Source organism: Caballeronia sp. LjRoot34, assembly GCF_964253815.1.
Lineage (GTDB): Bacteria > Pseudomonadota > Gammaproteobacteria > Burkholderiales > Burkholderiaceae > Caballeronia.
Window position 1 is genome coordinate 1,659,339 of record NZ_CAXUSB020000003.1, and the last position, 26,208, is coordinate 1,685,546.

At 59.5% G+C, this 26,208-nt stretch carries 23 protein-coding genes and 1 pseudogene; 17 read left to right on the forward strand and 7 right to left on the reverse strand.

Features of this window, described 5'->3' with window-relative positions; genetic code table 11:
* Window positions 1-5 precede the first annotated feature (5 nt).
* From ACSQ36_RS38355 to ACSQ36_RS38365, 3 genes are all read right to left on the reverse strand, one after another.
* On the reverse strand, window positions 6-653 hold the full coding sequence (locus tag ACSQ36_RS38355; protein ID WP_436186140.1) for a glutathione S-transferase family protein: 648 nt from the start codon (window positions 651-653) through the stop codon (window positions 6-8).
* 93 nt (window positions 654-746) lie between these two features.
* Window positions 747-1,493, reverse strand: coding sequence for an SDR family NAD(P)-dependent oxidoreductase (locus ACSQ36_RS38360; RefSeq protein WP_436186141.1), 747 nt, complete (start codon window positions 1,491-1,493; stop codon window positions 747-749).
* Window positions 1,494-1,565: 72 nt separating this feature from the next.
* A complete protein-coding gene (locus ACSQ36_RS38365) occupies window positions 1,566-2,429 on the reverse strand; it encodes an alpha/beta fold hydrolase (RefSeq protein ID WP_436186142.1) in 864 nt (287 codons plus the stop codon).
* Window positions 2,430-2,610: 181 nt separating this feature from the next.
* Here ACSQ36_RS38365 and ACSQ36_RS38370 point away from each other — a divergent pair, with 181 nt between their 5' ends.
* From ACSQ36_RS38370 to ACSQ36_RS38380, 3 genes are all read left to right on the forward strand, one after another.
* A complete protein-coding gene (locus ACSQ36_RS38370; protein ID WP_436186143.1) occupies window positions 2,611-3,501 on the forward strand; it encodes a LysR family transcriptional regulator in 891 nt (296 codons plus the stop codon).
* Between the two features lie 233 nt (window positions 3,502-3,734).
* A complete protein-coding gene (locus ACSQ36_RS38375) occupies window positions 3,735-4,160 on the forward strand; it encodes a GNAT family N-acetyltransferase (protein ID WP_436186144.1) in 426 nt (141 codons plus the stop codon).
* A 16-nt stretch (window positions 4,161-4,176) separates the two neighbouring features.
* Window positions 4,177-4,362 (forward strand): hypothetical protein, encoded by a 186-nt coding sequence (locus ACSQ36_RS38380; RefSeq protein WP_436186145.1) that lies wholly within the window; start codon window positions 4,177-4,179, stop codon window positions 4,360-4,362.
* A gap of 101 nt (window positions 4,363-4,463) precedes the next feature.
* Here the strand turns inward: ACSQ36_RS38380 and ACSQ36_RS38385 are convergent, their stop codons facing one another.
* The 4 genes from ACSQ36_RS38385 to ACSQ36_RS38400 form a co-directional block, all read right to left on the reverse strand.
* Window positions 4,464-4,826: a copper resistance CopC family protein gene (locus tag ACSQ36_RS38385; protein ID WP_436186146.1), complete on the reverse strand. Its 363-nt coding sequence runs from the start codon at window positions 4,824-4,826 to the stop codon at window positions 4,464-4,466.
* A gap of 11 nt (window positions 4,827-4,837) precedes the next feature.
* Window positions 4,838-5,761, reverse strand: a complete 924-nt coding sequence (locus tag ACSQ36_RS38390) for a hypothetical protein (RefSeq protein ID WP_436186147.1) — start codon at window positions 5,759-5,761, stop codon at window positions 4,838-4,840.
* Between the two features lie 117 nt (window positions 5,762-5,878).
* On the reverse strand, window positions 5,879-6,259 hold the full coding sequence (locus ACSQ36_RS38395) for a DUF2946 domain-containing protein (protein WP_436186148.1): 381 nt from the start codon (window positions 6,257-6,259) through the stop codon (window positions 5,879-5,881).
* Between the two features lie 166 nt (window positions 6,260-6,425).
* Window positions 6,426-7,745, reverse strand: a complete 1,320-nt coding sequence (locus ACSQ36_RS38400; protein WP_213762948.1) for an Nramp family divalent metal transporter — start codon at window positions 7,743-7,745, stop codon at window positions 6,426-6,428.
* 191 nt (window positions 7,746-7,936) lie between these two features.
* On the opposite strand from ACSQ36_RS38400, the gene ACSQ36_RS38405 reads away from it, so the two are divergent.
* The 14 genes and pseudogenes from ACSQ36_RS38405 to ACSQ36_RS38470 form a co-directional block, all read left to right on the forward strand.
* Complete coding sequence (locus ACSQ36_RS38405) at window positions 7,937-8,929, forward strand: beta-propeller fold lactonase family protein (RefSeq protein WP_436186474.1); 993 nt, start codon at window positions 7,937-7,939, stop codon at window positions 8,927-8,929.
* A 1,384-nt stretch (window positions 8,930-10,313) separates the two neighbouring features.
* The gene (locus tag ACSQ36_RS38410) at window positions 10,314-10,409 is read left to right on the forward strand and encodes a potassium-transporting ATPase subunit F (RefSeq protein WP_035566418.1); all 96 of its coding nucleotides are present in this window, start codon (window positions 10,314-10,316) and stop codon (window positions 10,407-10,409) included.
* Window positions 10,406-12,214: a potassium-transporting ATPase subunit KdpA gene (kdpA, locus tag ACSQ36_RS38415; RefSeq protein WP_436186149.1), complete on the forward strand. Its 1,809-nt coding sequence runs from the start codon at window positions 10,406-10,408 to the stop codon at window positions 12,212-12,214. Before ACSQ36_RS38410 ends, kdpA begins: the two co-directional genes overlap by 4 nt.
* A gap of 78 nt (window positions 12,215-12,292) precedes the next feature.
* Complete coding sequence (gene kdpB / locus ACSQ36_RS38420; protein ID WP_436186475.1) at window positions 12,293-14,392, forward strand: potassium-transporting ATPase subunit KdpB; 2,100 nt, start codon at window positions 12,293-12,295, stop codon at window positions 14,390-14,392.
* A gap of 86 nt (window positions 14,393-14,478) precedes the next feature.
* Window positions 14,479-15,060 (forward strand): potassium-transporting ATPase subunit KdpC, encoded by a 582-nt coding sequence (kdpC, locus tag ACSQ36_RS38425; protein WP_213762935.1) that lies wholly within the window; start codon window positions 14,479-14,481, stop codon window positions 15,058-15,060.
* Window positions 15,060-17,852, forward strand: a complete 2,793-nt coding sequence (locus tag ACSQ36_RS38430; protein ID WP_436186150.1) for a DUF4118 domain-containing protein — start codon at window positions 15,060-15,062, stop codon at window positions 17,850-17,852. Before kdpC ends, ACSQ36_RS38430 begins: the two co-directional genes overlap by 1 nt.
* Complete coding sequence (kdpE, locus tag ACSQ36_RS38435) at window positions 17,849-18,547, forward strand: two-component system response regulator KdpE (RefSeq protein ID WP_213762931.1); 699 nt, start codon at window positions 17,849-17,851, stop codon at window positions 18,545-18,547. The genes ACSQ36_RS38430 and kdpE overlap by 4 nt, the downstream gene beginning before the upstream one ends.
* 118 nt (window positions 18,548-18,665) lie before the next feature.
* Window positions 18,666-19,379 carry a lytic transglycosylase domain-containing protein gene (locus ACSQ36_RS38440; RefSeq protein ID WP_436186151.1) on the forward strand — a complete coding sequence of 238 codons (714 nt, stop codon included), beginning with the start codon at window positions 18,666-18,668 and terminating at the stop codon, window positions 19,377-19,379.
* A 94-nt stretch (window positions 19,380-19,473) separates the two neighbouring features.
* Window positions 19,474-19,890 (forward strand): universal stress protein, encoded by a 417-nt coding sequence (locus ACSQ36_RS38445; protein ID WP_436186152.1) that lies wholly within the window; start codon window positions 19,474-19,476, stop codon window positions 19,888-19,890.
* A 58-nt stretch (window positions 19,891-19,948) separates the two neighbouring features.
* A complete protein-coding gene (locus ACSQ36_RS38450; RefSeq protein WP_436186153.1) occupies window positions 19,949-20,293 on the forward strand; it encodes a hypothetical protein in 345 nt (114 codons plus the stop codon).
* Window positions 20,294-20,833: 540 nt separating this feature from the next.
* Entirely contained in the window at window positions 20,834-21,484 is a 651-nt protein-coding gene (locus ACSQ36_RS38455; protein WP_436186476.1) for a GntR family transcriptional regulator, read from the forward strand.
* A gap of 188 nt (window positions 21,485-21,672) precedes the next feature.
* The gene (locus tag ACSQ36_RS38460) at window positions 21,673-22,623 is read left to right on the forward strand and encodes a 3-hydroxyacyl-CoA dehydrogenase (RefSeq protein ID WP_436186154.1); all 951 of its coding nucleotides are present in this window, start codon (window positions 21,673-21,675) and stop codon (window positions 22,621-22,623) included.
* Window positions 22,624-23,315: 692 nt separating this feature from the next.
* Window positions 23,316-24,818 (forward strand): flagellar filament capping protein FliD, encoded by a 1,503-nt coding sequence (fliD, locus tag ACSQ36_RS38465; protein WP_436186155.1) that lies wholly within the window; start codon window positions 23,316-23,318, stop codon window positions 24,816-24,818.
* A 33-nt stretch (window positions 24,819-24,851) separates the two neighbouring features.
* Window positions 24,852-25,085 (forward strand): annotated as a pseudogene (locus ACSQ36_RS38470) (ATP-binding protein); the annotation flags it as partial.
* Between the last annotated feature and the right edge of the window lie 1,123 nt (window positions 25,086-26,208).

A 26,208-nucleotide genomic window follows, 5' to 3' on the forward strand; every position in this document is an offset into this window, starting at 1 on the left:
CGGTTTTATGCGGTAGCGCTCGGACGGGCAGAGACCTCGTCGTACCATCGACGAAACGCGGTGTGTTCTGCTGGGATCGGCATCTTCAGCGCGTTGGTTGCGAAGTCGACCGTGACCAGCGTGGTGATGTCCGCTGCCGAGAATTCATCGCCGGCTACGAACCGGACCGTCTCGAGGCGAACGTTGAAGTCGGAGAAAAAATTCGCCACGCGTTGTTTGCTGCGCTCGACCAGTTCGGGAATCTGGTCATAAGCGTGTGGTCCCGAGAGCGCACGGCCCTTCAGTCCGGCGACTGCGTTGCGCACGCCCTCCATGACCGGTGCGAAGCCATCCAGTTCTGCGCGGCGTTCCCACATGGTGACGAGAGCCTTCGACTCGGCCGTCGTCCCCAATAGCGGGGTTTGCGGATACGCCTCTTCCAGATAACGCCAGATCGCGAGCACTTCAGTGATGACACGACCATCGGCTAAAGCCAGCGCCGGTACCTGGCTGCGCGGATTGATTGCGCGGTAGGAGTCGGAGAACTGTTCCTTGGCGCCCAGGTCGACCGGCTTCATCGGGATATCGATTCCCTTCTCCGCGATGAAGATGCGAACACGGCGTGCGTTCGGGGAGCCTTTTGATTCGTACAATACGGGGGCAGAGGATGTCATTTGAATTTTCCTTTATCGTGTTTAATTTAAGTGTGGATACCTAATCAATCGGGTTTTTCACACACGCTGAAAATGTGCTTTAATTCGTTTGGGTTAGAGCTTCGAGCCGCCGTCTACATGCAGTGTTTCGCCGGTAATCCAGCGCGCCGCATCCGACGCAAGAAACGCGACAGCGCTGCCGATGTCATCGGGTTGCGCGACCCGCTTTAGCGCCTGCATGCCGATCGCCACCCCGCGTCCTTCCTCAGTCTTCGTGAAACTCGACATATCGGTTGCAACCACGCCGGGCGCGACCGCATTCACGCGAATACCGCGTTCGCCAAGCGCGGAGGCGAAATGCTTGACGAGGGTATCGACCGCGCCCTTGGTCGCAGCGTAGGCTGGTAGCTTGCCTACCACCGTGTGCGCTGCGAGCGACGACAGCAGAACAACGCTGCTGCCTTTGCACAACACCGGCAGCAATTGCTGCACAAGAAAATAGGGTGCGCGCACATTCACGGCGAACAGGTTATCGAAATCTTCGACGGTCGTTTCCTCGATGCTCGCCGACTTCGAAATGCCGGCGTTCGCCACCAGAATGTCGAGCCGATGACCCACCACAGCGCGTACACGTCTGGCGAGCGTATGCGGGCCGTCGGCATCGCGCAGATTCGCGGCGACCTTTTGGGCGTTGCCGCCGGCCGCACGAATTTCGGCAACGACCGCGTCCGCTTCTTTTTCTCCGCTGCTGTAGTGAACCAGCACTTGCGCGCCTTCTTTGGCCAGTGCAAGCGCGCTGGCACGGCCGATGCCGCGTGAAGCGCCCGTGACGAGCGCAGTCTTTCCGGTAAGGTGGGTCATGATCAGACTCCTGCAGGTTGAATGTAAAACCATCTGACAATTCAGCGCATGAACATAAACACGAGCGTTGGCTCAGGCGCGTTCGTCGCTCTCGGACAGGAACTGCGCCACATGCGTCACGAAGCGTTCGGGATACTGGTACAGCGAGCCGTGGTTGGCGTCCGGGTAAATGATCAACTGCGCGTTCGGAATGTTCTGCTGCAGAATCCACGAGTTGATCGAGTAGATGATTACGTCGTTATCCCCGTTGATCACGAGCGTGGGCTGAGCGAGCGTCAGCAGGTAATCGAAAGGGTTCTCGCGGGGCACGCCCCACTTGGCGAGTGCGGCGAGTTGTGCCGGTGCGACCTTGTCGTTGACTTCGGGGTCCCGGCCTTCGGTGCGCAGACGGAAGCGCTGCAGGAACTTGCGGCCGGCTGCCTGGCTCGCATCCGACGGCGAGAAGTGCACGCGAAGCCACAGGTGATCCGGCTCTTCGTAAGCCGCGCTGAAAATATCCTGTGCTTCCGGCGTGAGCGATTCCATGCCTTCGCCGCTGCGCGGGCCGGTGCCAACCAGGATCAGGCGGCGTACGAGCTGCGGCTCGGCCAGCGCCAGTTCCTGTGCGATCAGGCCGCCCATCGAAAAACCGAGCACGTCGACTTGCGTGAGTCCGAGTGCCTTGATAAAGGCGGCAGCGTTGGCGGCCATTTCTTCAATCGACTGCGGTACCTCGCCTGACGTGCTGGAGATTCCGGCATTGTTGAACAGGATCACTTCGCGACCCTGCGCAAGTCCGTTGGTAACAGCCGGGTCCCAGTGATCCATCGTGCCGGTGAAGTGAATGTTTAATACGAGCGGCACGCCGCCCGTCTTGCCGAAGCGCCGATAAGCGAAGCGGATACCGTTTGCATCAACGAATTGCGTCGGGGCAGTTTGGTGCGTGTGGCTGGTCATGGCGATTCTCCGATATAGATGAAAGGTATGGAGCGGGATAGATTCCAAGTCGTCGCGATGAACAGGTCGTTGCCGTTTCGTCGCTGCCTGATGCGTAATTTAGTGGGGTCTTGCGGAAAGTAAAAAGACTTTGTAGGCTGGCGGGCATGCCTGCCAGGCATGGCTAAATTGAAGGAAGTGTATGGAGCTTCGACATCTGCGGTACTTTGTGGCCGTCGCGGAGACCGGTAGCCTGACCGTTGCGGCTGAACGTCGACTGCATACGTCGCAACCGTCGCTTAGCCGGCAGATCCGTGATCTGGAGGACGAGGTTGGAGCAGAACTGTTCAACCGGAGCGCGCGTGGGGTCGAGCTGACGGCGGCGGGCAAGGCGTTCCTTGACCATGCGCGATTAGCGCTGACGCAAGTCGACGCCGCTATTGAGGCGGCGCGCCGCGCTGCGCAACCTACGAAACAGGTCTTTGCACTTGGTTTCCTGACTGGTCAGGAAATGACCTGGCTACCGCGCGCCATGCAGGTGCTGCGCGATGAACTGCCGAACATCGACGTGACGGTATCGAGCCACTATTCGCCGGACCTCGCCGACGCGCTCGCACGCGGCAAGCTCGACCTCGCGTTTTTACGTGCCGAACCAGGGTTTGATCTCGACTATCGCGTAGTCAGCCGTGAAAAGCTCGTTGTGCTTATGCCGAGCGACCACCCATTGACCGAGCGAGCGGCGATCCATCCCGGGGATCTCGTGGGCGAGCCGTTCATCATGGCCTCGAACAAGGCGAGGGTGCTGCACGAAGTGATTGAGCGGTATCTGCAGCAGAGCGGGGTCAATATCACGCCCGAACACGGAGTCGATAATCTGGCGATGGCCATGTCGCTCGTCGCATCCACGCGCGGACTGGCGCTGATGCCGGAGTATGCAAACAATCTCTTGCCGTGGTCGGTGGTCAGCCGCCCTCTTGAAGGCGACGCACCGACAATTGATCTGGTTATTGGCTACAGCAGGTCAAACGCATCGCCCGTCCTGAAGTTGTTTCTTTCAAGAGCAGACGAGTTGATGGTGCATGCTGCCACTTGATCCTGGTGAACTCGCGGCACGGGTAACACGTCCGGCCGCTCCTCGCCCGTGCCCTTAAAATAGCGTTCCAATGTAAGCGTTGCTTCATTCGCCGCAGCAGGGTGCGCGGCGTCCATGGGTGCTGCTTCCAGCGCGTTGCTAAAGTGGCTTGCCGCGGAGCCGAGCTTTACACCATCTTTGGCTGTGGCTAAGCCGCAGTACTTAACATTAAACAATAGCTCTTGACAGGATGGATGATGGGCGCACAGATTCGAGAAATGGTATTGGCTGACTATGACGCTGTTGTTGCACTGTGGAAGAGTACGCCGGGTGTCGACATTCGCCCGGTGACCGACAGCAAGGAGGGGATCGAACGGTTGCTGGCCAGGAACCCGGGTCTGAGCGTTGTCGCTGTCAATGATCGCGAGCTGGTCGGCTGCGCCCTGGCTAGCCATGATGGCCGCCGCGGATTCCTCCAGCACGTTGTGGTCGCACCGGCTTCGCGCGGTCAAGGCCTCGCCAGGGTAATGATCGACAGATGTATCGAGCGGCTCCGGGAACACCACCTGGAATGGGTGCATCTGGATGTCGTTGTTGATAACGAGGCTGCCATGGTTTTTTGGGAAAAGGCTGGCTGGCACCGCGTTGATACGCTAACGCGGCTCTCGCGGGCGCTTTAGGTTTCGGCCCGATCTGGTGGACGGATTTACACGGAAGACCTTCACCGCGATGATCGAAGGCGTGCGTGTATCCGCTATATCGGCCGGCCTGATCAAGCCGGAAGATTTCGACGACGGTATCAGGGATCTACACAGAACCACGCAAGACGATGGCGTGTTTTGCTATACGTTCTTTAAGGGCGTGGGGCATAACCAAGCTTAGGACAACATCTCCACCGAGGCTAGTGCTCATGATGCAGCGTGGCCCATTCGATCGTCGCGAGTCACGCGCTTGCGTGACTCGCGACGGCAATCGGTCCTTGCCTACTTGACCGTGAAACTGTAGTGCCCCTGGGTGCGATGCCCGTCGTCGGCGACGGCAATCCAGGCGACCGAATAAACACCGGGCGTCAACGCATTGAGCGCGACTGACATGTGTTTCTTGTCCGCCGGATCAACCACTGACTTTGCGCAGGTGACAGGCTTGCCCTGCGCATCGGTGACGGCGATCGAACTGAATGCGGGTTCGAGTCCATCGTCGAACTCGATCGCCACTTCCTTTTGCGATGTCGACACGGTGGCTCCCGCGCCCGGCTCCTGATGTTGTGGATAGGCGTGCGCTTGAGCGAGCTGCGTACTCGCAAGAGCGGCTGCGGCGATTAACGTACGCACGGTAGCATTTTTCATAAGAGCAATTTTCATGGATTGAAGAGCGGCTTGCCGACAGAGTTAGGGAAGATATCGTCGAAATACAGATGCGCCTGAAGCAGGATCCCGACGTGGTTGCCCGTCGCGCGATTGACCGGAATCTGCGCTTCGATACCTAGCTGACCATAGCGGTTGAGCCAGATGAAACCGGGGTTGATGGTCCCGGTCGTATGGCCGGAACACGGGCCCGCGGTGCAGGTGTTCATCGGGAACTCGACCACAGGAATCAGGTTGGCGAGCGGCTGCGGTAAGCCGAGGTCTTTCACCTGCTGCTGCAGATAGGGGATGCTGTACTGCAGCGTCGTGCCCCAGTCGAGCGAGTTCGGTGACGATCGAGACGTCGTGAGGTTAGGTCCGATTTCACCCGTGATCGCGAATGGCTTCAGGAAGCCGAGACTCGAGGGAAGGTCGCCGAAGCCCTTGCCGAAATAAACCGTCGGCGTAATGGTGGAGGACGAATCACCAATCGCGCGAGCGCCTGTGCCGCCCAGTTCCGTGTTCACGCCGACCGATGCCATGAACTCATGGCGAGCGTTGGAGTAGGCCAGATACTTTAGTCCTAGTGTGACGTTGTCGAAGCCTTTTGCGGAGCCGCCGTTGGGCGCGTTCTGCGTGACGTAGGCACTGGCAATGCTGAATGCCAGGTTCGACGTAATCAGCTTGTCCCATTCGAACGAGGCGGTGTTGACGTTCATGTTGTCACCATCGTCGGTCGGGCTTTTGATATGGCCGTACTGGAAGTCGAATTCATCGCCGACGCCGGGGTCATCCACGGCCATCGTCGCCGGGAAGACCCGGTCGCCGACCACCGCATGCGCCCAGGTGCCGGATGAACCCGCAAGGCAGGCGGCACCTGCCGCCCACATAAGTGCGGCGCGTGCAGGCGCCGCGTGCCGCTTTAGAAGCGTACGCATCGTGTTTCCTTCGTCATGATCGTTGTGAGCGCGCTATTGAGCGCCGTCGTGTTTGGCACGCGACGGCATCGCGCCGCCGTCAGCGGTGCGAGCAACAGGCACGAAATGGGTCAGTGATCAGGAAGCGACAGGAGGCGCGCGAGGCTGGGCGGCAATGAAGAGCGGCACCGCGCGAACGGCTGCGCGTACCACGGGAAGCGGAGCACTGGTCACCGACACGGCAGCGGCAAAGGCCACCGTCGAACCGGTTAGGATGGGGAAGTGAGCGAGCAGGCCGCAATAAGCGCAAGCCTGCCAATGCAGGGCACCGGAGTGTGAAGAGGAGTCGCTGTTGCCTGCTTCGCTGAAGGCCGGGTCTGCCGAGCAATACGTGCTGAGCGCCTGGCCTAGCCGGTCATGCGAGGCTAGCGCGTGCGAGACCGTCGGCGCGATCGAAGTCATCAGGATTGCAAGCAATCCCAGGATACTTCCGATCTTCAGTAAGCGACGGCGGAACATGCTGTGATCAACACCGGGCGGTCGATGATATGGCGCCGATTATGCCACGCGTTATCCACTTCAAAACGCAATAATTGTCATGCGCCATCAGGCTGTTTGAAGTGACGTTTGCGGTCGTACTACAGCTACATCCGCGGGAGTATTGCCCCACGCGGAGATTAGGCGTTCAGGCGGTTGGCAAGCCGGGAATATCCACGCCGAATGTTTGCAGCAGGAGGATCGCGTTAAGGGCAAGCACTCCAAAGGCCGCAACGATAGCCGCGATTTTGACCAGGGTCCGGTTCTTGTACGAGCCCATGACATCTGTCCGGCACGTGAACCACACGAGTGCCGCCATGGGAAACGGCAGCGCAAGACTTAGCACGACCTGACTCATGACCAACGCTTGCGTAGCGTTCACGCCTAGCCAGACCACGACGAAACTCGGCACCATCGTAATCGCGCGACGCAGCCATAGCGGGATGCGGAAGCCGACAAACCCCTGCATGATCATTTGACCGGCCATGGTTCCCACGACCGAACTGGAAATGCCCGACGCGATCAGCGACAGCAGGAAAATGCCCGCAGCGGCAATGCCCAGCAGCGGCGCAAGCGTGTGATAGGCGGTTTCGATCTCGGCCACTTCCGGATGACCCGAGTGAAACGCGCCGGATGCCATGATGACCATGGCCATGTTGATCATGCCCGCAATGGTCAGCGCAATGATCACTTCGACGTTTGAGAACGTGAGCAACCTTTTGCGTTCGCCCTCGGTCTTGGGGGGCAGGCGGCCCTGGGTGAGTCCCGAATGAAGAAAGAGCGCGTGCGGCATGACCGTCGCCCCGATAATGCCCACTGCGATAGTCACGGCTTGCGCGTCGGGCAAGTCCGGCTTGAACAGATGCAGCCCGACCTGGGCCCAGGCTACCGGCGCAATGAAGAGCTCAGCGAGATAAGACAAGCCGATGATCCCGACCAGTGCGCCAATAATCAGCTCCAGCGGCCGGTATCCCGCTTTCTCGAAGAACAACAAGCCGTATGTGACGATTGCCGTGACGATCATGCCGATCAACAACGGCATGTGAAAAAGCAAACTCAGGCCGATCGCACCGCCGAGGAATTCGGCCAGGTCGGTGGCCATGGCCGCGACTTCGCTGACGCCCCACATTATGTAGACGAGCGGCCTGGGTAAATGATCCCTGCATAACTCCGCGAGATTGCGTCCAGTGACAATTCCCAGTTTTGCGGAAAGTGACTGAAATAGCATGGCAATAATGTTCGCCAGCAGCACAACCCACAATAATCCATACCCGTATCGCGCGCCGGCCTGGATATTGGTCGCGAAATTACCCGGGTCCATATAAGCGACGGAGACAACGACGGCTGGTCCTGCAAAGGGCAGGAGCACCGACCAGCCAGTGCGGCGGCCTTCCAGCACATCACGCATGGCGAGGGTCGTACTGTCGCTCATTGATCGGCTGGTTTCGGCGCGGACGCGGTCATCCATTGCTTGACTCAATACGTTAGAGATAATGGGTTGGTCTGCGCGGACCGGCTTGGCGGCCATCATGGCGGCATCATATGCAGTGCATTAATTGCTTAGCCCGACAGCAAATTAGCGCGTTAAGCAATCAGAGCACAGTTTTTGCCTTTTTGGGCATTCTCGTTGTTATTTCTTTCAATATGCTTAGCACTGCAATCAGAAACCTTTCGGTAACGGCCATTGTTACCTTGCTTTTCCATAACCTCGCGCTAGCGGATACGCCGGCTACGTCTGAAGTCATCGTGCTTGATTCCGGTGAGGCCCAGCTTACTTTGATAGATGAAGGCAAGCACAAGGTCCTGGGTACCGAGCCGACAGGCAAGGAACCGCATCACCTGATGGTGACGCCTGATGGAAATTCGCTCATTATCGCCGACTCGGTATCGAATAATCTGATCTTTGTCGATCCGCATAGCGGCAAGGTACAAAAGCGGGTGGAAGACATAGAAGACCCGTACCAGCTCGGTTTTTCTCCTGACCACAAATGGTTTGTCACCGCGGGCTTGAGGCTGGACCGAGTCGATATCTACCGATACGACGGCCACGACCTCACGCTCGCCAAGCGTGTTCCACTTGCTAAAACGCCTAGCCATATGACGTTTTCTTCGGATGCAAGCACAGTATTCGTGACGTTACAGGATTCGGGCGAACTTGCCGCGATCGATCTGGCCACGCAAACGGTCAAGTGGAAAATGCCGGTTGGAAATACGCCGGCGGGACTTTGGATGACGCCGGGTGATCGCGACTTGCTGGTTGGGATGACGGGTGAAGACGATGTCGCCGTCGTCGACTGGCATAAGCAGCAGGTCGTAAAACGCATTCAGACTGGCAAAGGCGCGCACAACTTTCGTAATCTCGATGACGGTAAACATGTTGCCGTGTCGAATCGTGTGGCCAGCACGATCAGCATCCTGGATTACACGACGTTGCAGAAGGTCGGTGACATAGATGGGCTATTGCCTGGCCCCGACGACATGGAATTGTCGGCCGATCGCAAAACCCTTTGGGTGACGTTCCGCTTTGCGCGGCATGTTGGTGTGATCGATCTCAACAGTCGCAAGCTGATCGACACCATTGCAGTAGGACGTTCGCCGCATGGGTTGTATTTTGCGGACCGGGCACCTGTGTACGCGCCGAATCCGGACTGATCGTTTGCAGCGTTTAATTCGGCTTGGGTTATTTTCAGCTGGCGCTAGAGGAACCCCGTGATTACTGAAATCGTCGTGCAGTTAGACAATGGGGTTTCTACTCTGCAGACGCTCTTATACGTCGACGTTGGGTTCTGTTTGATCGAGAGGGGCGTGGGGTAGTGGTCGGGGCAGTGATGGGTGCTAGGTTCTAGGGCCAGCGGTCGGAGTCGATGCCGGGTTGGTGCTTTCGGCGTTAGCGGTCTGCGAGAGTCGGATATTCTCTTTATCACTATTAGCCACTGTGCGTGGCGGCACGTCATTTCTTTGTCCAAAGCGACAAAGAAACGAAGCAAAGAAAACGCTTTTAAACCACGCTACCCTAAGTGTCCACAGCGTGCAGTTTTGATTCATAGGTGCCCCAAAAGCACGGTGCTCGCCAGAGCGAAGGATGTGTGAACCCCTCCTTCTCCGAACACCGATACCCACACGCTTCGCCACCAGTGATTGAACCTGCCCAAGGAGCACCCCGCGCTATCCGCGGACGACCAACCACCGAATTTGTACGCGCCTCGAACCTCGTCGCCAACCCTGCTGGAAACGAGGTCGCGAAGATGCGGGCGGCCGTAACCGACGAAAATAGCTGTACAGAACGCGCAGCCAATTCACAAAAAACTGAGGCAGTAAACACAAACACGCATCAAGCTGTGGCCTATGAATACGGTCGCACAGACCAGGAAGCTAACCTGTCAAAAAGCCGCAGCCGCAAATACCCGTGAGTCCATACGGATTCCTTAGCAATGGTGCTTGCCCGAGAGCGTACGGGGCGAAGCGTGTTCGTGTCAGGATTCGCGAGAAGGAGGGGTTCAAACATCCTCCGCTCTGGCGAGCACCGTGCTTTTGGGGCACCTATGAATAGAAACTGCACGCTGTGGACACTTAGGGTAGAGCGGTTAAAGCGTTTTCTTTGCTTCGTTTCTTTGTCGCTTTGGACAAAGAAATGACGTGCCGCCACGCACAGTGGCTAACAGTGATAAAGAGAAAATCCGACTCTCGCAGACCACTAACACTGAAAGCACCAACCCGGCACTGACCCCGACCGCTGACCCCAGAACCGACCACCCCAGCGCCAACCCCAGCGCCAACCCCGACCACTACCTCAAAAACCTGACCTCTCAATCCCCCCGCCTGTCTCCCCCCGTCTTTACACTTTCTTTATATCCCCGCCAGTTCTCTTTTCCGGCTGTTTACGCGCGATCAACTAACCTTCAGCACGTCCTAATCCGCTACGGGAGATCAAAATAATGGACCTGATATATATCGCCGGCATCATCGCCTTCTGGGCAGTGGGCGCGGCTCTTGCCATTGGCTGCGACAAATTGCGTCGCGCCCCGGGAGGTCGCCCATGACCACCTGGATGCTGTTGCTGGCAGGTGCTTCGACTCTGCTCTTGTTCGTGTACCTCGTGTACGCACTATTGCGTGCGGAGGATCTGGAATGAACGCCAATACCGTATTTCAAACAGGCCTTTATATCGTCGTGCTGATCGCGCTCGCGATTCCGCTCGGTCGATATATGACCTCCGTGCTCGATGGCTCGTCAGTCGTTGTCCGACGCATCGGCCGTCCAGTCGAAGCGCTGCTTTACAAGCTTGCGGGCGTCGACGAAAAGTCCGAAATGTCGTGGAAGCACTACGCATTCGCCGTGCTTGCGTTCAACGCACTCGGCGCGCTCGTCGTGTTCGGTTTCCTGCGCTTGCAACAGTGGCTGCCGTCCAACCCGCAGGCCTTCGGTCCCATGACCCCGGACGCCGCGTTCAACACGGCTGTCAGCTTCGTGACCAACACGAACTGGCAGGACTACACGCCTGAGTCGACCGCAAGCTATCTCTCGCAGATGGTCGGCCTGACCGTGCAGAACTTCTTTTCGGCCGCGACCGGCATTGCCGTTGTCGTCGCGCTGATTCGGGGCTTCGCGCGTCATACCGCGACGACCATCGGCAACTTCTGGGTCGACATCACGCGTATCACGCTGTACGTCCTTGCGCCGATCGCTACGGTTATCGCGCTGGTGTTCGTGAGCCAGGGCGCGATCCAGAACTTCGAGTCGTACCAGGATGTCGCCACGCTTCAAGTGACGACTTACCAGACGCCGAAGACGGACGCACAGGGGAACCCGGTCAAGGACGCCAAGGGCAATCCGGTGATGGTGGACAACAAGGCCGACAAGCAGACGATCGCGATGGGCCCGGTTGCCTCGCAAGAAGCAATCAAGATGCTCGGCACGAATGGCGGCGGGTTCTTTAACGCCAACTCCGCCCATCCGTACGAAAATCCGACGCCGTTCTCCAACTTCGTCCAGATGATCGCGATGCTCGTCATTCCGGCGGCGCTGTGCGTGGTGTTCGGACGCATGGTGGGCGACAAGCGGCAGGGCTACGCAATCCTGGCTGCTATGACGATCGCGTTCACCATTGCGTGCTGGGGTGAGATCTCATTCGAGCAGGCCGGCAATCCGCTGTTCGCGTCGCTGCATGTGGATCAAAGCGCTTCCGCGATGCAGTCAGGCGGCAACACCGAGGGCAAGGAAACACGCTTTGGCATTGCGCAGTCGGGCATCTTCACGGTCGCCACCACGGCTGCATCGTGCGGTGCCGTGAACAACGCGCATGACTCGCTGACGCCAATGGGCGGCTTCGTACCGCTCCTGTTGATCCAGCTCGGTGAAGTGATCTTCGGCGGCGTGGGGTCCGGCTTATACGGAATGCTGGTCTTCGCCATGCTCGCGGTGTTCGTCGCCGGTCTGATGATCGGTCGCACACCTGAATACATCGGCAAGAAGATCGAGTCGTACGAGATGAAGATGGTCGCTATCGTCGTGTTGCTGACGCCGTTCCTGGTGCTGCTGGGTGCGTCGATTGGCGTGCTGACGGCGGCGGGCACAGCGGGCATATCGAACCCCGGGCCGCACGGCTTCTCCGAGATTCTTTACGCCTATAGCTCTGCTGCCAACAACAACGGCAGCGCCTTCGCGGGCCTCACGGTCAGCACGCCGTTCTACAACATCACGACCGGCATTGCCATGTGGTTCGGCCGCTTCGGTTCGATCATTCCAGTGCTGGCCATTGCCGGTGCGCTTGCCGCTAAAAAGCGTATTGCGACGACCGCAGGCAGCTTGCCGACACACGGTCCGCTGTTCGTGGTGTTGCTGCTCGGCACTGTGGTGCTGGTTGGTGCACTGACGTACGTACCCGCGCTCGCGCTGGGTCCCGTGGTCGAGCATCTGATGATGCTCTCGGGCAAATAAGCGGTCACTGATACAGAGGAAAGTATGAACACAATTGTCAAACCGCCAGTGAAAACGCCGAACAAGGCACCGGAGAAAATGCCGGAGTCGGGTGGCCATTCACGCTCGGCAGCCCGTTCGATGTTCGACCCCGCCATCGTCGTGCCGGCGATTGCGGACTCGTTCAGGAAACTCGGTCCGCGTCACCAGTTACGGAACCCGGTGATGTTCTGCGTCTACATCGGCAGTATCCTGACCACGGTGTTGTGGGTCGCGGCCCTCTCGGGCCAGGCTGAAGCACCGGCAGGATTTATTCTCGCCGTTTCGCTGTGGCTGTGGTTCACGGTGCTATTCGCGAACTTCGCCGAAGCATTGGCCGAGGGTCGCTCGAAAGCGCAGGCGGCGTCGCTGCGCAGCGCCAAGCGCGACGTGATGGCGAAGAAGCTGGAGTCGGCGAATCCGAAGTCGGCGTTGCGCATTACGACGGCAACGGAGCTGCGCAAGGGCGATATCGTGCTGATCGAAACGGGTGACGTTATCCCGGCGGACGGCGAAGTAATCGACGGCGTGGCTTCAGTCGACGAGTCTGCGATCACGGGCGAATCCGCACCGGTTATCCGCGAATCGGGTGGCGACTTTACCGCGGTGACGGGCGGTACCCGCGTGTTGTCGGACTGGATCGTGGTACGCGTAACGGTCAACCCGGGCGAGGCGTTTCTCGACCGCATGATCGCGATGGTGGAAGGCGCCAAGCGTCAAAAAACGCCTAACGAAATCGCGTTGACCATCTTGCTCGTGGCACTGAGCCTGGTGCTGCTGTTCGCGACTGCCACGCTGCTGCCGTTCTCGATGTTCTCGGTCAGCGCAGTGAAGGCCGGTCATGTGGTGACGATCACCGCGCTGGCCGCCTTGCTGGTCTGCCTGATCCCGACCACCATCGGCGGACTGTTGTCTGCTATCGGTGTGGCGGGTATGAGCCGGATGATGCAGGCGAACGTGATTGCGACTTCCGGCCGTGCAGTGGAAGCAGCGGGTGACGTAGACGTGCTGTTGCTCGACAAGACCGGCACGATCACGCTGGGCAACCGTCAGGCATCCAGCTTCGTGCCGGCACCGGGTCTCTCGGAGCAGGAACTGGCCGACGCTGCCCAGCTTTCGTCGCTGGCCGACGAAACGCCGGAAGGGCGCAGTATCGTCGTGCTCGCCAAGCAGCGCTTCAACATTCGCCAACGCGAGATGGCGACGCTCCATGCGACCTTCCTGGGCTTCACCGCACAGACGCGCATGAGCGGCGTCGACTTGCCCGATCGTGAGATTCGCAAGGGTGCGGCCGACGCGGTCAAGTCCTACGTTGAACGTCATGGCGGCCGTTATCCGCAGGAAGTATCGAATGCGGTCGATGAAATCGCGCGTCGCGGCAGCACGCCGCTGGTCGTCGCCGACCGGCGCGAAGAAGGTGCGCGTGTCCTGGGTGTGATCGAGCTGAAGGACATCGTCAAGGGCGGCATCAAGGAGCGCTTCGCCGAGCTGCGCAAGATGGGTATCAAGACCGTGATGGTGACGGGCGATAACCGCCTGACCGCTGCGGCGATTGCGGCTGAAGCGGGGGTTGACGATTTCCTCGCGGAAGCTACGCCCGAAGCGAAGCTGGCGACCATCCGTGGTTATCAGGCGGAAGGACGGCTGGTTGCGATGACGGGCGACGGCACCAACGACGCTCCGGCGCTGGCGCAGGCCGACGTGGCGGTGGCCATGAACACCGGCACGCAGGCGGCGAAGGAAGCCGGCAACATGGTCGACCTCGATTCGAATCCGACCAAGCTGATCGAGATTGTCGAGATCGGCAAGCAGATGCTGATGACGCGCGGCTCGCTGACGACGTTCTCGATTGCCAACGACGTGGCCAAGTACTTCGCCATTATCCCGGCCGCGTTTGCTTCGACGTACCCGCAATTGCGTGTGCTCGACATCATGCATCTGACGTCGCCGTCGTCCGCCATCTTGTCGGCTGTGATCTTCAACGCATTGATTATCGTGTTCCTGATCCCGCTGGCGCTGAAGGGCGTGAAGTATCGGCCGCTCGGTGCTGCGGCATTGCTGCGCCGCAATTTGCTGGTGTATGGCCTTGGCGGGATCTTGCTGCCGTTCCCGTTCATCAAGATCATCGACATGATTCTGACGGCGTGTGGCTGGGCCTGACCGATAGACGGCGGCTGGGTCTGCTTGCCGCATACCCGGCCGCTGCCACCTTCGGTCTCATTGCAATCTAACTGGATTGAATCATCATGAAAAATATCCTTCGTCCTGTGCTCGTGTTGTTCGCGGCATTGACCGTTGTGACCGGGCTGGTGTATCCGATCGTGGTCACCGCAGTCTCGCATGCAGCCTTTCCGAGCCAGGCAAACGGTAGCCTGATCGAGAAGAACGGCAAGCTGGTCGGCTCGGAACTGCTGGGCCAGCAATTCGATGCACCCGGCTATTTCTGGGGCCGCCTGTCGGCAACCTCGCCGAACCCCTACAACCCGCAAGGCTCAAGTGCTTCGAACCTCGGCCCGACGAACCCGGCGCTCGCCGATGAAGTGAAAGGACGCATCAGCGCCTTGCACGACGCGGACCCGACAAACACGGCGCCGGTACCGGTTGACCTCGTTACATCGTCAGGCAGTGGTCTCGATCCCGAGATCAGCCCGGCCGCCGCCGCTTATCAAATCGACCGTGTAGCAAAGGCACGCAAGCTGTCACACAACGACGTCGATGCACTGGTTCAACGCGCAACCAGCGGCCGTCAGTTCGGCATTCTTGGCGAGGCACGCGTGAACGTGCTGAAGCTGAACCTGGCGCTTGACGAAATGAAGCCCGCAAGCTGATGGACCGTCCCGACCCCGACGAGCTGCTCGACAAGATCCAGCGCGACGAAGAGAAAAAGCAGCGTGGCAGGCTGAAGATTTTCTTCGGCGCATCGGCGGGTGTCGGGAAGACCTATGCCATGTTGCAAGCCGGGCATCGTCGCCGTGAGGAAGGGTTCGATACGGTTGTCGGCATTGTCGAGACACATGGCCGCAAGGAGACGCTTGCGCTGGTGGAGGGGCTGGATGCCGTGCCGCTGACGCTGTACGAATACCGCGGCCGGAAACTGCCCGAATTCGACCTCGACGCAGCGCTTGCACGCAAGCCGCAACTGATTCTCGTCGATGAACTCGCGCATTCGAACGTGCAGGGCGCCCGTCACCTTAAACGGTGGCAGGACGTGTACGAGTTGCTCGACGCCGGTATCGACGTGTACACCACCGTCAATGTCCAGCATCTTGAGAGCCTGAACGATATCGTCGGGCAGATCACGGGTATCCGGGTATGGGAAACCGTGCCTGACCGCGTGTTCGATCTCGCCGATGAAGTCACGCTCGTGGACCTGCCAGCCGAAGAGTTGCTGGACCGCTTGAGGGACGGAAAAGTTTATATGGCGCAGCAAGCGGCAAACGCGGTCAAGAATTTTTTCCGCAAAGGCAACCTGATTGCATTGCGTGAACTGGCGCTGCGTCGAACGGCCGACCGCGTGGACGCGCAGATGCGAGAGTATCGTGCCGATCAGTCCATTAGCCGGATCTGGCAGGCGCGTGAGCGACTTATCGCTTGCATCGGGCCGGGGCCTGAAAGCGCCACGCTGGTTCGCTCGGCCGCGCGTCTTGCCGCGAGCCTCAAGGCGGATTGGCTCGCGGTTTATGTTGAAACACCCAAGCTGCAGCGCTTGCCTGACGCATGGCGAAAACGCACGCTGGATGCGCTCAAGCTGGCCTCCGAGCTGGGCGCCGAGACAGTGACCCTTGACGGTGCCGACGCGGCCGCCACGCTGGTCGCATACGCACGCATGCGCAACGTGTCCAAGATCGTGGCGGGGGCGTCTGACGCGCCTGGCTGGAGGCGTCTGCTTGATCGACCCGTTGCCGAAGCACTGGTGCACCATGCGCACGATATCGATGTGACGCTGGTGGGCGTGAAAGCGGCCAAGGAAGGCCGCGAGCGCGATGCAAGCATCCCGGTGTTCGCCACTGTCCGCAACGAAGCCCGTTCTTCGCCGAACGCCTATTTTTATGCGGCTGCAATCGGCGTCGCGATCACGGCGCTGGCGAGCCTGCTGTCGCGTCATATCGACCTCACGAACCTCGTGATGTTGTATTTGCTCGGCGTTGTCTTTGCCGCAGTCCGGCTCGGACGAGGCCCCGGCGTTCTGCTTTCGTTCGTGAGCGTTGCGGCGTTTGATTTCTTCTTTGTTCCGCCACAACTTTCCTTTTCCGTTTCAGATACGCAATACCTGCTGACTTTCTTCGTGATGTTGCTGACCTCGCTCACGATCAGCCATCTGACTTCGAATCTTCGGCGTCAGGCGCGGGTAGCTTCGTTGCGCGAGCGGCGCACGGGCGCCATGTACGCGATGACGCGGGAACTGGGCGGCGCGTTGATGACCGAACAGATCATCGAAATTGGAACGCGCCACGTAGGAGAGATCTTCCAGGCGAAGGTCGCGATCCTGCTGCCCGACAGCGCGGAAAAGATCCGTCAGAAAGTCGACGATCCCAATCCGCAGTTCACACTCGATGCCACCGATCTCGACCTTGACATCGGCCAGTGGGTATACGACCAACAAAAGCCTGCGGGACGCGGCACGGACACGCTGCCAGCCAGCAACGCGCTCTATCTGCCACTCAAGGCGCCAATGCGTACCCGAGGGGTCTTGGCGCTTATCACCGCTCATGCAGCCGAGCTTGCGGTCCCTGAACAGCAACGCATGATCGACACGTTCGCTTCCCAGATCGCGCTCGCGCTCGAACGTGTTCACTACGTCGAGATCGCGCAGGATGCGTTGGTCAACATGGAGTCGGAGCGCATGCGCAACTCGTTGCTGTCGGCCATCTCGCACGACTTGCGCACGCCGCTGACTTCGATCGTCGGATTCGCTTCGGTGCTGGAGGAGCAGCAGCGCATTCACAACGGCTCGGCCGACACTGCGCGCGAGCTGGTTCACGCAATCCACGAGGAAGCACTGCGCATGAGCGGGCTCGTGACGAATCTGCTCGACATGGCCCGGCTCCAGGCGGGCAGCATCCGTTTGAACCGGCAATGGCTGATGCTTGAGGAAGTGGTTGGCGCGGCGCTGGCGGTATGCCGCCGTACGCTCGCCGGGCACGCCGTACAGGTTCGCGTTCCGGCCGACCTTCCATTGATACAACTGGATGCAGTTTTGATGGAGCGGCTGCTCGCGAACCTGTTTGAAAATGCGGCGAAATACACGCCGCGCGATTCATCGCTGTCCATCCACGCAGCGGCCGAACAGCATTCGGGTGAGCGCTACGTGAGGGTTTGCGTCGACGATAACGGCCCGGGTCTGCCGCCGGGTATACAACAAACGCTCTTCGATAAATTCACGCGCGGAGAGAAGGAATCCGCCATGCCGGGGATTGGTCTGGGCCTGGCAATCTGCCGGGCGATCGTGGAGGCGCATGGCGGGAAGATCGGCGCTGAGAACAGGGTGGATGGTGAAGGGAAGGTGTTGGGCGCAAGGTTCTGGTTCACGTTGCCGGCCGATCAGGCGCCACCCTTCGAGGCGCTTCCTGAGGAAGATGGCGACGGGCCGGACGCGGTCGTGCATACGGATACTCCATGAGTGAGCCTACGTTGACCATCGTCGTCATAGAAGACGACAAGCAGATCCGTCGTTTCGTCAGGAGCACGTTGGAAGCGCAGGGCATGACCGTGTTCGAAGCCGAAACGGGACAGCAGGGTTTGCGCGAAGCCGCCTTTCGGCTGCCTGATCTCATTGTCATTGACCTTGGCTTGCCGGACACCGACGGTATCGACGTGATTCGTGAACTGCGTACCTGGACCGAACAACCGTTGATCGTGCTCTCGGCACGCACTCACGAAGACGCCAAGGTGGCTGCGCTGGACGCGGGAGCGGACGACTATCTGACGAAGCCATTTGGTGTGTCGGAGTTGCTCGCGCGAATCCGTGCGCAGCTAAGACGGCGTAACCGCGGCGGGCAGCAGGAGACACCGCAGGTCCGGTTTGGGCCGGTATCGGTGGATCTGTCTGAAAGGCGTGTCACGCGTGATGGTGAGCTGATTCACCTCACGCCGATCGAATACAGACTGCTGACTACGCTGGTACGCCAGGCCGGGCGAGTCATCACGCATCAGCAATTGCTGCGCGAAGTATGGGGACCCGCGTATGTGGAGAACCAGCACTATCTGCGTGTCTATATGGGACACCTTCGCCACAAGCTGGAGCTTGATCCGGCGCAGCCGGTTCATATCGTGACGGAGACTGGGGTGGGTTACCGGCTGGTGGGTGCGCAGTAGGCATTGGTTTGATGCATTGGTTTGATGTGTTGTTTAGCGGCGTTCCCATGCGAGTCTGATGGTGCGCTGGCGAAATTCGATGCTGAACGCTCACGTCTTGACGGGTTCTTGATACGGCATGGTCAGCTTTTATCCCGATCGATACGTCGGGCAGCGTAGCCTTCCCGAACGCAAACGAGAAGGGGCCGTGATGCATGAGAAGCAGTCAAAAGAATCAAGGCGACAGTTGCGTGCGAAACTTGCCCTCTGCGCGTTTTCGTTCATGGCCGCAAGCGCGGCATACGCAGCCGATGCAACGGATGTAACCAATGACCGGTCAGTGCCTGACGGGAAGATATCGGCAAGTATTGAATCCTCATCCGGCGAATCGCCGCAGGTTGCAAATGTAGCGGCGGTGTTATGGCGGCAGTTCCGGGTGGCCCGGCAGGAGGCCACGCTGATTGCGCGTGCGGTCATCAGCGCGGCAAACGAATATGCAATGTCACCTGTGCTATTGCTCGCGGTCATTGCAACCGAGTCAGGGTTCGACCGGCAGGCGGTCAGCGTTGCCGGCGCGCAAGGGCTGATGCAGATTCTTCCGGCTGCTCATCCGCAGGTATTTGCATCGGGCAACGACTTGACCGAGCCCGGCGAGAACGTGCGGATAGGATCTTCAATCCTGCGCGAGTATCTCGATGCATCGGGCGGCGACTTGGGCGTCGCCCTCAAACGATACAGCGGCGGCGGTAAGGGATACGCCCAACGCGTGGCTTTTCGCATGAGGCAGTTCTCGGCCAGCCTGCACGCGCCACCGGACGATGCAGCCAAGGATGCGCTTGTAAGGTCGCCTTGACACAATTTTTACGCCGCAGGCTCGAAACTCTGCTCGCGTTTAACACCGGACCTGCTGTAATCAAGTTGTAGTCATAGCTGAAACGGGGACGCTTATGTTACGGGTACTGATACCGGTGATAAACAAGGACGGCGCGCTTCAGGCCGCACGGCATGCTGCATTCCTTTTCGCCGAGCACTGCGTGTCCGAGGTCGAGTTGATGGAGGTGCTTGAACCTCCGGACCAGGGGCGCGCCAGTGCGTTTCATTCCCGTGGTGCGCTGCGCTTGCAGGAAAAGCGCGCGATGCTGAGCGCGCTCAGCCAGACACGCGCCATTCTGGACGACGCGGGGGTTCCGTATCACTGGTCGCGTGTGTTTGGGCCCGTGGCTGGAACGATTGCAGCGTGCGCGGTTGAAAAACGCTCGGACATTGTCCTGGTCGATGCCAGTCACCTGGGCTTTCTTACCCGCTGGTGGGTAATGAACAAGTTGTGGCGCAGCATGCAAACACCGGTGACGATGGTTCACTAAGTGAGCACGGCAATCAACGAACTAACATTCACCAGCGTTCAGTCAAGAGTACACAATCGTGTTAAAGCTTCATACGGCCATGCGGATCAGGGGCATTGCGAAGGTGGTGTGTGTCGCTATCGTGGCAAACCAGGTGCTGACCACGGCATTCGCGTATGCGGTTCAGCAGCTTGATCCGGGCGCGCCGGGTCTTATCACGACCATGTTCAGTTTCCTGACGTGCGGTCTCGTGAGCATATGGCTGCAGTCAGACGCACGGCGCGCGTATTTGCTGGCGCGCGAGAAGGGCTGTATCACGCCCGTGGACAAGACCAACCCGGCGCTGAAGATAGCGCCCGATTGTCCGAAGATGTGGCTGGTCGTTTTGCACATCGAAATGAATCCGGCCGCGGTGGGACTTTAAGCGATTTGCTTGACTGCACCCGCCCAGAGCGTGAACGCTTCACCGTTTATCGGCTTGCACGCGACGACCACGCCTGGATGCCGACCGCCGCATGTGGGTCGTCCTCGCAAGCCGATCATTAACTCCTGGTCAGGGCAACCGAGGCGATTGATGCCTCTGAGCGAAGTGCCCGAAAACTGTTCGAGTTCAACGCTACGACACGTTGAGAATGTTACCCGCACGTTATTGGTCGCACTGGACAGACTCGATCTGCCGGCACGGCGGGAATGCGCACGGACAGTACCGGTCCTCGATCCTCTTTCGGCGCCACGGCGAAAGCGCCGGTCATGCAGGCCGGGTGTGCTTGCCGGATCGTTCGCGCGGACGCCCCGGCAGCCGCGTTTTCCCTTAGAACTTGAAGGTTGACTAAGAGCGGCAAGGGCACCAAACTTCTTGCTACTATGTGATCACAGGTCACATATATCGTAAGGAGCTGTTTAATTGACAACACGTGAAACAAGCGCGGACGCGCTGCCGCTTGAGCTGGTGGCGCGCGAGACCATGGCGGGCCGCGTCTACGCGCAGTTGCGCGAGGCGATCATGACGGGACGTTTTGCACCCGGTCAGGCGCTGAGCTTGCGCGGGGTAGCCGAAGCCGTCGGTTCATCGACCATGCCGGTGCGCGCCGCGCTCACACGGCTGCAAGCCGAAGGCGCGTTGATCGATGGACCGGGTCGCGCGTTGATGGTGCCGCCCATGACGCTCGACCTGCTCGAAGAGCTGCGCGACGTGCGGATAGCCCTTGAAGGCTGCGTGGCGAAGCGGGCAGCATCGCGGATGACCAGGGACCATTTGAACGCGCTGCAAGCGGTGTTCGACACCATGAATGCCCACGTGGAAGCCGGCGATGTATCCGCGTACCTGCGCAGCAATTTCGAATTCCATATAGCAATCTATACGCATGGCGCGAGCGACCTGACGCTCGCGACCATCCAGAATCTCTGGATGCGTATCGGCCCGTTCCTGAACCTCGTGGCACCGGACATTCCGCATATGCGGTTGTCAATGACGGCGCACCGCAAGATCGTCGATGCCCTCTGGAAGGGTGACGGAGAAGGCGCGCGGGCGGGCATAGAGGAGGACATCGGCGGCGCCGCTGCGGACTTGCAGGAGCGTCTGCAGAGCAGGCAAGCGGCGAGGGTCTCTGGTTGACTTGGGCCTGTGAGTTGAGCGGTGACCCGAGCTGTCCGATCCTGCGAGCTGCCCCCCAAAAAACGACGTAGACAAGCACGACGGTTCTACAGATGTTGAACCGCACGCGGGGTTGCGCGTGCTGGTTGTACCGCCTGCCGTGATTACGTTGCGCGATAAAAAAGCTTGATCGTCGATGGAACTACACCATGAGCAGACGCGTTGCAGTGATTGGATCGGGACGGATAGGCCGTGCGTGGGCGATCGTGTTCGCGCGTGCGGGTTTCGAGGTCAGGCTTCACGACGCCGACCGCGCGATGCTCGACGGCGCGATTCCGTCTATCCGCAGCAGTGTCTCGGACCTTGGCAAGTACGGACTCGTCGACGAGCCGGAAGAGCGGATCGTGTCGCGTGTTACAGCATATGAGCAGCTCGCGGACGCGGTGAGCGATGTCGATCTGGTGCAGGAGAACATTGCGGAGATCGTAGAGGTCAAGCGCACATTGTTTGCCGAACTGGACAGGCTGACGCGCCCCGACACGCTGCTGGCCAGTTCGACCTCCGGCCTGCCTGCCTCGACGTTCACCGAAGCACTGGAGGGCCGCGCGCGGTGCCTTGTGGCGCACCCGGTGAATCCACCTTCGCTCGTGCCGCTGGTCGAGCTATGCGGGGCGCCGTGGACGTCGCCGGACGCGCTGGCCCGTGCGCGTGCGCTCTACGAGGAGGCTGGTCAGGAGCCCGTGACCGTTGCGCGCGAGATCCCGGGTTTTCTACTGAACCGCTTGCAAGGCGTGCTTCTGGACGAAGCATTGAGCCTCTACGCACGGGGCTACGCAAGCGCCGCGGATCTTGACACCGTGATGCGCGACGGCCTCGGGCTGCGGTGGTCGTTCATGGGGCCATTTGAAACCATCGACTTGAACGCGCCCGGCGGCGTGACGGATTATGCCGCGCGTTATGGCGCGATGTACCGCGCCTTTGCAAAGGACAGCGTGCCGTTCGACTGGTCGCCTGACAGCATCGCGAGACTCGATGCCGAACGCCGCGACGTGTTGCCAAGCGATGAAATAGAAAGCCGTAGCCGCTGGCGTGACCGGCGGCTGATGGCCTTGCTGGCGCATCGCCGCGCAACATTGAAGTCCGATGACGACAAGAGCTGATAGCGGTAGACAGCCATGATCGAAGCCTGACTGATCGTCGATGCCAACAATCATCCTGGCGAGGGAGCGCTGCGGGATGTGAAGGAGCAGCGCCCCTACCGGTTCGATAGCACCGCCGCCGAGATCGACCGTTGCCGCGCCGACAGCAGCGACATGCGGACGCCTTGGCGGAAGAGCCGACGGCGCGATGATGATCGGTTCCCTGGAGTAGAAAAGACGCTCGATGCAGGTGCTGTCGAGTGCTTAAACGCGCGCTCCAGGAACATCCGTCGCACGCTTTTGAATGTCTTCTCGCCGGCTGAAACAGGGCGAGATGCCGCGATGCGGTCGCCAGCATGAAGGTGGCTAGGCGCGCGGCTTCCCCTTATCCCTTTTGAATCCGTTCCGATTCGACGCTCCCTCAAGTCACGGAATTCGGAAATTTTCCGACAAAAACTGAAAACTTCCCTAAAGTATTTAGTCGGCTTACCGTAATCTATAGATAATTAATCGTGACATTGGGTTGCATGCGCTGCCGCTCATGCTGCGCGGCGACACAACACGCGAATGAGTGAATCAAAGCCGCAATTCAAAGCCGGCTACCGACGACTTGAACGGCTTTTTCCCGGCTCGTGTCACAAAAGTGCCATCGCGTGTGAAGGCTGGCTGTTGATCAGTCCAACCCGGGGTTTAACAAGGGAGTTCCACTATTTATGTCTGACGCAATCAAGTCCGCGGGACAATCTCTAATCAACGGCTCGACGGGCAAGAATACCGACGTTCCGGCGCTTGTCGAAGCTATCGTCAACGCACGGGTTGCCGGATTGAATGCGACCAACTCGGCCAAACAGAAGACCAGCACTTCCCTCCTGACGGCTGTCGGTTCGTTGAAATCGGTCCTGTCGCTGCTGCAGAGCTCACTGGGGTCGCTGTCCGACGGCACTGCGTTGTCCGCTGTCACGGCCAAGGCCGACGGCAAGGGCCTGACCGCTACCGCCGGCAAGGGCGCCACGACGGGCAGCTATGCGATCCAGGTCACCAACATCGCGACATCGCAAAGTATCACTTCGGGTGCGTTCGGCGCCAAGGACACGCTCGGTACCGGCACGCTGAAACTATCGGTGGGCGGCAAGGACGTTTCGATCAAGATCGATTCGTCGAATAACACGCTGAGCGGCATTGCAGCCGCGATCAATTCAGCCTCCGGCAATCCCGGCGTGAGCGCGACCGTGATCACCGGTACGGACGGCGCGCATCTCGTGCTGCACTCGTCCACCACGGGCGTGGCCAACGGTATCTCGGTGGAGGTCACGCCGGCTGGCTCGGGCGACAACACCGGGTTATCGAAGCTCAACGTCAGCTCGTCCACCTCGACTGTCGACCCCTCGGACCCGACCAAGACCGTGGCGCCGTACACGACTATCGGGACATCGGAGAACTGGAAGCAAACCGCGGCTGGCAAGGACGCGTTGCTGACGGTGGCCGGCACGGAGGTCAGCAGCCCGAGCAACAGCGTGACATCGGCGATTGCGGGGCTGTCGATCAACCTGACCTCCGAGTCCGTGGGCACGACCCAGACGCTGAGCGTCACCTCCGACCCGACCGCCCAGCAGACCTCGATCAAGGCCTTCGTCACGGCGTATAACAACTTCGTCAACATGGCTGCGTCGCTGACTTCTTTCGACAAGTCGCAACCCAAGGGCTCGCAAGGCGGACCATTGCTCGGCGACTCGATGATGAACACGGTCAAGAATGCGCTTGCATCCGTGATCAGCAAGGGCGTTCCGACGGCAGGGGGCGAGACCAAGGGAATGGCGAACCTGGGGTCTATCGGTATCGTGTTGCAACAGGACGGCACGTTGAAGATCGACGAAACCGCGCTGAACGCCGCGCTGACCAACAAACCCGGCACGGTCAACGCGTTGTTCAATTCGACCTCCGGTCTCGGTGCGGAGATGAACAAGACCCTCACGACCTTTCTCAAGAAAGATGGCCTGCTCGATATCAGGACAACGTCGCTCAACAAGGACCTCGAGAACATCAAGGTCCAGGGCACGAAGCTGGACGCGTTCGCTGCGCAACTGACGAACAGCTACAACGCGCAGTTCACTGCACTCAACACGCTGATGGCGCAGATGAGTAGCAATGCGAACTATCTGACCGCATTGTTCGGCGGGGCCAACAGTGCGGGCGCACTGGCCGGAAACAAGGGTTGACGAGGAACGCGCCGCGCGATGAGTGGCGGTTCGTTGTGCGGCGAAGAGCTGGTTGCAAGGGCCTTGTTGAACCTGATTCGCAACAGTACCCGCTACGCGCAGCGCACCATTTCGCTGAGCGCATGTTTGGGGCCGGCGGGCGTGCTCGTGCTGATCGTGGACGACGAGGGCTCCGGTATTCCGGTTGCGGAGCGGACACGTATCTTCGAGTCGTTTCATCGGCTGGACGGTAGCCGCGGCCGCCACGCCGGCAGGTTTGGGCTTGGTCGGGCCAAGTTAGTCGGATATCGGCAAATGGAGGCTCTCTACGGGTATTTGCGCGAGCGGTGGGGCGCTTGCATGGGCTTAGGGGTGGGTCTCGGGGTGTTGGGTTCCGGGTTAGTGGTCGGGGTCAATGCCGGGTTGGTGCTTTCAGTGTTAGCGGTCTGCGAGAGTTGGATTTTCTCTTTATCACTATTAGCCACTGTGCGTGGCGGCACGTCATTTCTTTGTCCAAAGCGACAAAGAAACGAAGCAAAGAAAACGCTTTCAACCACGCTACCCTAAGTGTCCACAGCGTGCAGTTTCTATTCATAGGTGCCCCAAAAGCACGGTGCTCGCCAGAGCGAAGGATGTGTGAACCCCTCCTTCTCGCGAATCCTGACACGAACACGCTTCGCCCCGTACGCTCTCGGGCAAGCACAATTGCTAAGGAACCCGCACGGCCTTACAGATATTTACGGCTGCGTTTTTTGACAGGTTAGCTACTTGGTCTGTGCGACCGTATTCATAGGCCACAGCTTCATGCGTGTTTGTGTTTGCTGCTTCAGCTTCTGTGAATTGGCTGCGCGTTCTGTACAGCTATTTTCATCGGTTACGCCCACCTGCATCTTTGCGGCTTCGTTTCTTGGCGGGTTGGCTACGTGGTTCGAGGTGTGTACAAATTCGGTGGTTGGTCGTCCGCGGATAGCGCGGGGTGCTCCTTGGGCAGGTTCAATCACTGGTGGCGAAGCGTGTGGGTATCGGTGTTCGGAGAAGGAGGGTTTCACACATCCGTGGCTCTGGCGAGCACCGTGCTTTTGGGGCACCCATGAATGAAAACTGCACGCTGTGGACACTTAGGGTAGCGTGGTTTAAAAGCGTTTTCTTTGCTTCGTTTCTTTGTCGCTTTGGACAAAGAAATGACGTGCCGCCACGCACAGTGGCTAATAGTGATAAAGAGAAAATCCAACTCTCGCAAACCACTAACACCGAAAGCACCAACCCGGCATAGACCCCGACCACTAACACCGAAAGCACCAACCCGGCATAGACCCCGACCACTAACGCCGAAAGCACCAACCCAGCATTGACCCTGACCACTAACCCCAGAACCGACCACCCCGACCCCAACCCCCCATCCCCTAGCGAC